Annotated in this window: 8 protein-coding genes; 7 read left to right on the forward strand and 1 reads right to left on the reverse strand. The window is 71.0% G+C overall.

The features are described 5' to 3' along the window. The 3 genes from F3T56_RS45085 to F3T56_RS45095 form a co-directional block, all read left to right on the forward strand. On the forward strand, nt 1-1,647 hold a 1,647-nt coding region (locus tag F3T56_RS45085), incomplete at its 5' end, for a glycoside hydrolase family 65 protein (protein WP_246204808.1). An 84-nt stretch (nt 1,648-1,731) separates the two neighbouring features. Next, nucleotides 1,732-3,069 (forward strand): nicotinate phosphoribosyltransferase, encoded by a 1,338-nt coding sequence (locus F3T56_RS45090; protein ID WP_149831253.1) that lies wholly within the window; start codon nt 1,732-1,734, stop codon nt 3,067-3,069. 22 nt (nt 3,070-3,091) lie between these two features. Then, nucleotides 3,092-3,379, forward strand: a complete 288-nt coding sequence (locus F3T56_RS45095) for a DUF1876 domain-containing protein (RefSeq protein ID WP_149831254.1) — start codon at nt 3,092-3,094, stop codon at nt 3,377-3,379. Between the two features lie 84 nt (nt 3,380-3,463). On the opposite strand, the gene F3T56_RS45100 is transcribed toward F3T56_RS45095, so the two are convergent. Next, nucleotides 3,464-3,943 (reverse strand): Lrp/AsnC family transcriptional regulator, encoded by a 480-nt coding sequence (locus F3T56_RS45100; RefSeq protein WP_149831255.1) that lies wholly within the window; start codon nt 3,941-3,943, stop codon nt 3,464-3,466. A gap of 61 nt (nt 3,944-4,004) precedes the next feature. On the opposite strand from F3T56_RS45100, the gene F3T56_RS45105 reads away from it, so the two are divergent. From F3T56_RS45105 to F3T56_RS45120, 4 genes are all read left to right on the forward strand, one after another. After that, nucleotides 4,005-4,616: a LysE family translocator gene (locus F3T56_RS45105; RefSeq protein ID WP_246204810.1), complete on the forward strand. Its 612-nt coding sequence runs from the start codon at nt 4,005-4,007 to the stop codon at nt 4,614-4,616. Between the two features lie 143 nt (nt 4,617-4,759). Then, complete coding sequence (locus tag F3T56_RS45110) at nt 4,760-5,134, forward strand: PaaI family thioesterase (protein WP_149831262.1); 375 nt, start codon at nt 4,760-4,762, stop codon at nt 5,132-5,134. Then, complete coding sequence (locus tag F3T56_RS45115) at nt 5,131-6,099, forward strand: MBL fold metallo-hydrolase (RefSeq protein WP_149831257.1); 969 nt, start codon at nt 5,131-5,133, stop codon at nt 6,097-6,099. The genes F3T56_RS45110 and F3T56_RS45115 overlap by 4 nt, the downstream gene beginning before the upstream one ends. 62 nt (nt 6,100-6,161) lie before the next feature. Beyond that, on the forward strand, nt 6,162-7,034 hold the full coding sequence (locus F3T56_RS45120) for an oxygenase MpaB family protein (protein ID WP_149831258.1): 873 nt from the start codon (nt 6,162-6,164) through the stop codon (nt 7,032-7,034). Nucleotides 7,035-7,064 lie beyond the last annotated feature (30 nt).

Raw genomic sequence — 7,064 nt, forward strand, 5'->3', positions numbered from 1 at the left:
CGCACCGCCACCATCGACAAGACCGTCGCCCTGCACACCTCACACGACCCGGCGATCAGCGACCCGCTGTACGCCGCGATCGACCGGGTGGGCCGCGCGCCCGGCTTCGAAGAGCTGCTGGAGTCGCATCTCACCGCCTGGGACCAGCTCTGGCGCCGCGCCGAACTCGACGTGCCCGGCGAGGCGGGCCGCATCCTGCGGCTGCACCTCTTCCACGTCCTGCAGACCCTCTCGCCGCACACCGCCGACCTCGACGTCGGCGTGCCCGCCCGCGGACTGCACGGCGAGGCCTACCGCGGCCACGTCTTCTGGGACGAACTGTTCGTCCTGCCCTATCTCAACCTGCACTTCCCCGAGGTCTCCCGCGCCCTGCTGCGCTACCGCCACCGGCGTCTGGAACAGGCCAGGACCGCCGCTCGGGACGCCGGCCGCAGGGGCGCGATGTACCCCTGGCAGAGCGGCAGCGACGGCCGTGAGGAGACCCAGCGGCTGCACCTCAACCCGCGCTCGGGACGCTGGCTGCCCGACCACTCCCGGCTCCAGCACCATGTGGGTTCGGCGATCGCGTACAACGTGTGGCAGTACTGCGAGGCCGGCGGCGACACGGAGTTCCTGCACACCAAGGGCGCCGAGATGCTGCTGCGGATCGCCCGCTTCTGGGCGGACTCGGCGGAGTACGACGAAACCCTCGGCCGCCACCGCATCCGCGGCGTGGTCGGCCCCGACGAGTACCACGACGCCTATCCCTGGGCCGCCCGCCCCGGACTCGACGACAACGCGTACACCAATGTCACCGCCGCCTGGGTCCTCACCCGCACCCTCGAACTCCTCGACATCCTGCCGGAGCCCCGCCGCCGCGAACTCGTCGAACGCACCGGCCTGGACGGCGGCGAGATCGAGCAGTGGCAGGACATCTCCCGCACCCTCCACGTGCCCTTCCACGAGGGCGTCATCAGCCAGTTCGAGGGCTACGGCGAACTTGAGGAACTCGACTGGGACGGCTACCGGAAGCGGTACGGCGACATCCGCCGCCTCGACCGGATCCTGGAGGCGGAGGGCGACACCGTCAACCGCTACCAGGCATCCAAACAGGCCGATGTCCTGATGCTCGGCTACCTCTTCTCCCCGGCCGAACTCCAGGGCCTGTTCCGCAGGCTGGGCGTGCGACTGGACGAGGAGACCTGGCGCCGCACCGTCGACCACTACCTGCACCGCACCAGCCACGGCTCCACGCTCAGCGGCCTCGTGCACGGCCGCGTGCTGGCGAGGGCACGGCGCGCCGAGGCCTGGACGTTCTGCCAGGAGGCGCTCCGAGGAGACATCGCCGACGTACAGGGCGGCACCACCGGCGAGGGGATCCACCTCGGCGCCATGGCCGGCACCCTCGACCTGGTCCAGCGCGGCCTGACCGGTCTGGAGACCAGGGACGGTGCCCTGTGGCTCGACCCCGTACCGCTGCCCGAACTCTCCTCGTACGGCTTCGCCCTGCGCTACCAGGGCCACTGGGGCGTACGGCTGCGCCTGGAACGCGGGCTGCTGGAGATCCAGGTGCCGTTGTCCGACGCCGAACCGATCGACGTACGCCTGCCCGACCGGAGCGTCCGCGTATGGCCCGGCGAGACGGTCCGATTGACGCTCCCGCACTGAAACAGGGCCGTATGGCGGCGGCCTCCGTCTCGTACGAAGCTGGACGTGACGGACCTTCGGCCCTGTGACCGGACGGTGACGCACATGTCCGACGCGACGACCACCGATCTGTACGAAGTCACGATGGCCATGTCCTATCTGCTCGAGGGCATGACCGGCCCGGCGACCTTCAGCCTCTTCGTCCGCGACCTGCCTGCCGAGCGGGGCTTCCTGGTCGCCGCGGGGCTGGAGTCGGCCCTGTCCTATCTGTCAGGTCTCCGGGTCGGCCCCGAGGACGTCGACGCCTTCGCCTCGGCGCTGCACCGGCCGCCGCGGGACCTGCATCCTCTGCTCGGCCTGAAGTTCACCGGTGATGTGCGGGCCGTACCGGAAGGGCGGATCGTGCTGGCCGGAGAGCCGCTGTTGGAGGTGACCGCGCCGCTGCCTCAGGCGCAGTTGGTCGAGACGTACGTGCTCAATCGGCTCAGCCATGAGACCGCGCTCGCCTCGAAGGCCGCGCGCTGCGTCCTCGCGGCCACCGGACACCCGGTCGTGGACTTCTCCCTGCGGCGGACCCACGGCCCGCAGTCCGGGTTCCAGGCGGCCCGTGCCGGTGCGATGGTCGGCTTCGCCGGGACCAGCAACGTGGCCGCGGCGACCGCCCTGGGCATCCCAGCCGTGGGCACGATGGCCCACTCCTTCGTGGAGGCCTTCGCCACGGAGGAGGACGCGTTCCTCGCCTTCGCACGCTGCCATCCCGGCCCGGTGACCTTGCTGGTGGACACCTATGACACCGAGGCGGGTGTTCGCGTGGCGGCGCGCGTCCTGCGAGACCTGGACCGCGGGCCGGGCTCGGCCGTACGACTCGACAGCGGTGACCTCGGGGCCCTGGCGGTGCGGGCGCGGGCCGTCCTCGACGGCGCGGGTCTGCCGGACGTCCGGATCGTCGCCAGCGGCGGCCTCGACGAGTACGCCGTGGACGAACTGGTCCGCTCCGGCGCGCCCATCGACACGTACGCCGTCGGCACGCGGGTCGGGGTTTCGGCCGACGCCCCGTACCTGGACTCCGCGTACAAGATGGTCGAGTACGACGGTCGGCCGGTGATGAAGCTGTCGGCGGCGAAAGTGACGGCCCCCGGCCCCAAACAGGTGTTCCGCCGCCCCGGATACGCCGATGGATACGCCGATGTGATCGGCCTCGCCGACGAGCCGCCGCCCGACGACGCCGGACCGTTGCTGGAGACGGTGATGCGGGGTGGACGGCGCACCGGCGACAGGCCCTCGCTCGACGAGTGCCGCACGAGGTTCGCCGCGGACCTGGACGGCCTGCCGCCGGCGGCCCGTCGGATCCGAGGACCCCAGGCGCCTCGCGCGACGGTCTCCGAGCAGCTGAGCGCTCTCGCCGACCGGGTCCGGCGCCGTATCCAGGACGTATCGATGTGAGATCGATGTGAGGAGGACAGCGATGCCGCATACGGTCGAATGGAAGGTCCGACTCCACCTCTTCGAGGACGACGAGGGGACGACGAGGGCGCGCGTGGCACTGGACACCGGAAGCACGGCACTCACCGGCCGCGGGAGCGCTCACTGCCATCCGGCGGACACGGACGTGCCGGAGATAGGCGACGAACTGGCGGCGGGCCGGGCCATGCGGGACCTGGCCCAGCAGTTGCTGAACGCCGCCGAACGCGACATCGAAGGTATGGGCGCGCCCCGGCCGCGCACGCGTCAGGCGGCCGGATGGCTCGAGTGAGCCACACCGGCGCGGAGCCTGCTGACCCCGGCCGACATCACCGCAGGTCAGCAGGCTCAGTCACCTCAGCAGGCTCAGGCGGCGTCAACCGGAAGGCCCGGTCACACCGGGCTGTTCCGGCAGCGGGCGGTTGTCGACGACGTGCTTCATGACGAGGGTGGAGGTCAGGCGCTGGACGCCCGGGAGCCGGGCCAGCTGCTGGTCGTAGAGCTGCTGGAAGGCGGTGAGGTCGGCGGTGGCGACGCGCAGGAGGTAGTCGGGTTCGCCGAACAGGCGCTGGGCCTGGAGTACATGCGGGACGGTGGCCACCGCCTCCTCGAAGGCGGTGACGGTGTCGGAGTCCTCCCAGCGCAGGGTGGCGAAGACGAGAGCCTCGAAGTTCAGGCCGACGGCGGCCGGATCGACGACGGCGCGGTAGCCGCGGATCGCGCCCTCGCGTTCGAGGTCGCGAAGGCGGCGATGGCAGGGCGACACACTCAGCTTCACACGGGCGGCGAGCTCGGTGACCGTGAGACGGCCGTCCAGCTGTAGCTCGGTAAGAATCTTCCGGTCCAAGGCGTCCATGGAGAAGATTCTCCTTCAAGAGGCGCGATCATGGAGTAAATGCGAGAACACTTTCGGGCAGATCCGGCCTAGCCTCCCTCTCGTAACGAAGCCCACGAGAGGGATCTTTTCCACGGGCGCGGACTGGGCGTACGCGATCTCGGCGGGACTGCGGGACCGGTCCGTCGTTCCGGCGGTGGCGGGGCTGACAGCCGGATACGCCGGATACACGTTGCTCGCCGTCGCGGGCCTGGTGGTGATCGTGGCGAACTCGCCGGCCCTGCTCACGGCACTGACCGTCGCCGGGGCCGGCTACCTGGTGTGGCTCGGCTGGGGCGTGCTGCGGCAGCCTGCCACCTTGACGGCCTCCGAGGAGGCCATGGGCTCCTCCCACGTGCAGATCATGCTCAAGGGAGCCGGGATCAGCGGCCTCAACCCGAAGGCACTGCTGCTGTACTTCTCCCTGTTCCCCCAGTTCATCGACCCGGCCACGGGCTGGCCGGTCGCCGCGCAGACCGGACTCCTCGGCACGCTCCACATGGCGGCCTGCGCGACCGTCTATCTCGCCGTCGGCCTGCTGGCCCGTACCGTCCTGAGGACCCGACCTTCGGCGGCCCGGGCCGTCACCCGGGCCTCCGGTGCCATGATGATCGTCATCGGCGGATTCCTGCTGGTGGAACGCCTGGCCGGCTGACGCATCCGCCCTCACCTCGTACGCACCGCCCTGATGTCGCCGAAGGAGAGCATGTGGAAGACCGGACAGAGCAGGAATCCCACGATCAGGCGAGCCCGGAGGTACAGACACGCATCCGGGAGAGTTTCGGCCGTCAGGGGCTGATGCGGCACCTCGGCGCACGGCTCACACGTATCGCGCCGGGCCGCGTGCACATCGTGCTGCCGAGCCGGCCCCAAGTAACCCAGCAGCACGGCTACTTCCACGCCGGCGCCACCAGCGCGATCGCGGACAGCGCGGGCGGCTACGCGGCCTACACGCTGTTCCCCGAGAACACCGAGGTACTCACCGTCGAGTACAAGATCAACCTCCTCGCACCCGCCGTCGGCGACCACATCGAGGCAGTCGGAGCGGTCCTGAAGCCCGGACGCACCCTGACCGTGTGCCAGTTGGACGTCTTCGGCGTCCAGCACGGCCGGCCGGGGCTCGTCGCCAACGGACAGCAGACGCTGATACGCGTGAACGGACCCGAGCAGTGAGCCCGCAGCCGCTGCCGCCCTGGCTGACCTGGTGGCAACGGCCGTTCCCCGACGCCAACATGCTGTTGCTGCACGGCCGGCGGCCGACCCTGGTCGACAGCGGGTTCGTCGGCCACGCCGAGGAGACCGCGGCCTGGGCCCGCGCGCACGCGGGCGACATCGCTCTCGTGGTGAACACGCACTGGCACTCGGACCACGTCGGCGGCAACGCCCTCCTCCAGGCACGGGGCGCGGCTGTCGCCGCCGGGGCGCCGGAGGCGGAGGCGATAGCGCGGCGGGATCCGGGCTGCTGCGCGGCGGAGTATCTGGACCAGCCGGTCGCCCCTTACACGGTCGACCTCTCGCTTGACGACGGGCAGGTCCTACGGCTCGGCGACGCCGACTGGGAGGTGGTCCGCACCCCGGGGCACACGCCGGGACACCTGGCTCTGTGGCAGCCGGAGGAGCGGCTTCTCGTGGTCGGGGACGCGCTGTCGGACTACGACGTCGGCTGGGTGAACCTCGCCCTCGACGGGCCCCAGGCGGCGGCCACCGCGCTCGCCTCGCTGAAGCGCATGGCCGATCTCGGCCCGCGCGTGCTGCTGCCCTCGCACGGCCCGCTCCCCGCCGACCCGGGCGCCGCACTCGCCGCCGCGCTGCGTCGCGCGCAGCGCCTCGTCGACGATCCGGAGGGGGCGGTCTGGTACGGCGCCCGGCGGATCCTCGCCTTCGCGCTGATGATCAGGGGCGGCATCCCGACCGCCGAGGTCGAGCCGTATCTGCATGCCAGGGCCTGGCTGGTAGATGCGGCGCGGCTCCTGGGACTCGCCCCCGAGGCACTCGCCGCGGAGCTGACCGGCACGATGCTCCGCAGTGGCGCCCTTGCCCTGCGTGACGGCCGCTTGCACGCCGCCGCCGACCACACCCCGGTCGTACCGGAGTCCCTGCGCGTCCCTTACCCCCGTACGTGGCCGACGGCGAGCTGACATGGCAGGCACGCAAACGTAACGCTCTGGTGTCAACCGGAAACCCCGGTCACACTGGCCACGTGGACGCGCATCGAACTGCTGATCCCCCGATAGCCGACCCCGGCCTCTTCGGGCCCGACTCGGTGACCTGGCAGGCGCACGGCGACCCCATGATGTGGGTCGCCGGCATCCGCGCGCTCTACCTCCAGGCCCTGCACCCACGGGTCGTGCGCGGGGTCATGCAGAACTCGGACTTCCGCAAGGACGCCTGGGGCCGGCTGATGCGGACGGCCAACTTCGTCGGTACGGCGACGTACGGCACCACGGAGGCCGCCGAGAAGGCGGCCGCCCGAGTCCGGAAGATCCACAGCATGCTCACGGGGGTCGACCCGGACACGGGGGAGCGGTACCGCGTCGACGAGCCCGAACTGCTGCTGTGGGTGCACTGCGCCGAGATCGACTCCTATCTGCACGTGCTGCGCCGTTCCGGCTTTCCCCTCACCGAGGCCGCCGCCGACCGGTACGTCGGCGAACACCGGGCCGCCGCCCGTCTGGTGGGACTGGATCCCGCCGAAGTTCCGGGCGATCAGGAGGAGTTGGCGGCCTACTTCGAGAAGGTGCGGCCCGAGCTCGCCGCCGGAACCGAGACCCGAGAGGTGGACGACTTCCTGCGCAGACCGCCCACGCACCCGTTGCTCGTACTGGCACGTGAAGCACTGTGGCGGCGCGTGGCGAACCTGGCGTACGCCTCTCTGCCGCCGTACGCCCATGAGTTGTACGGCAGACCGGCCCCGGCACCGGCAGTCGTCACCCGGCGCCTGCGGCTCACCGGTATCCTGTTGCGCTCGATTCCCGCCCGGCTGCGCTGGCAACTCCCGCCCAAACACATCCTGCGCGCCATGTCACGGCTCGGCCCCGGCGCGCGCCCGGCACCGTGCAAAGTCAGCAGATAGGTCGCCATACTGGACGGGCTGGGCAGGGGG

The organism is Streptomyces tailanensis, assembly GCF_008386495.1.
GTDB lineage: Bacteria > Actinomycetota > Actinomycetes > Streptomycetales > Streptomycetaceae > Streptomyces > Streptomyces tailanensis.

Coding starts and splice junctions, on each gene's coding strand:
- F3T56_RS45110 (WP_149831262.1), top strand. CDS start 4,760: ATGCGGCACCTCGGCGCACGGCTCACACGTATCGCGCCGGGCCGCGTG.
- F3T56_RS45090 (WP_149831253.1), top strand. CDS start 1,732: ATGTCCGACGCGACGACCACCGATCTGTACGAAGTCACGATGGCCATG.
- F3T56_RS45095 (WP_149831254.1), top strand. CDS start 3,092: ATGCCGCATACGGTCGAATGGAAGGTCCGACTCCACCTCTTCGAGGAC.
- F3T56_RS45100 (WP_149831255.1), bottom strand. CDS start 3,943: ATGGACGCCTTGGACCGGAAGATTCTTACCGAGCTACAGCTGGACGGC.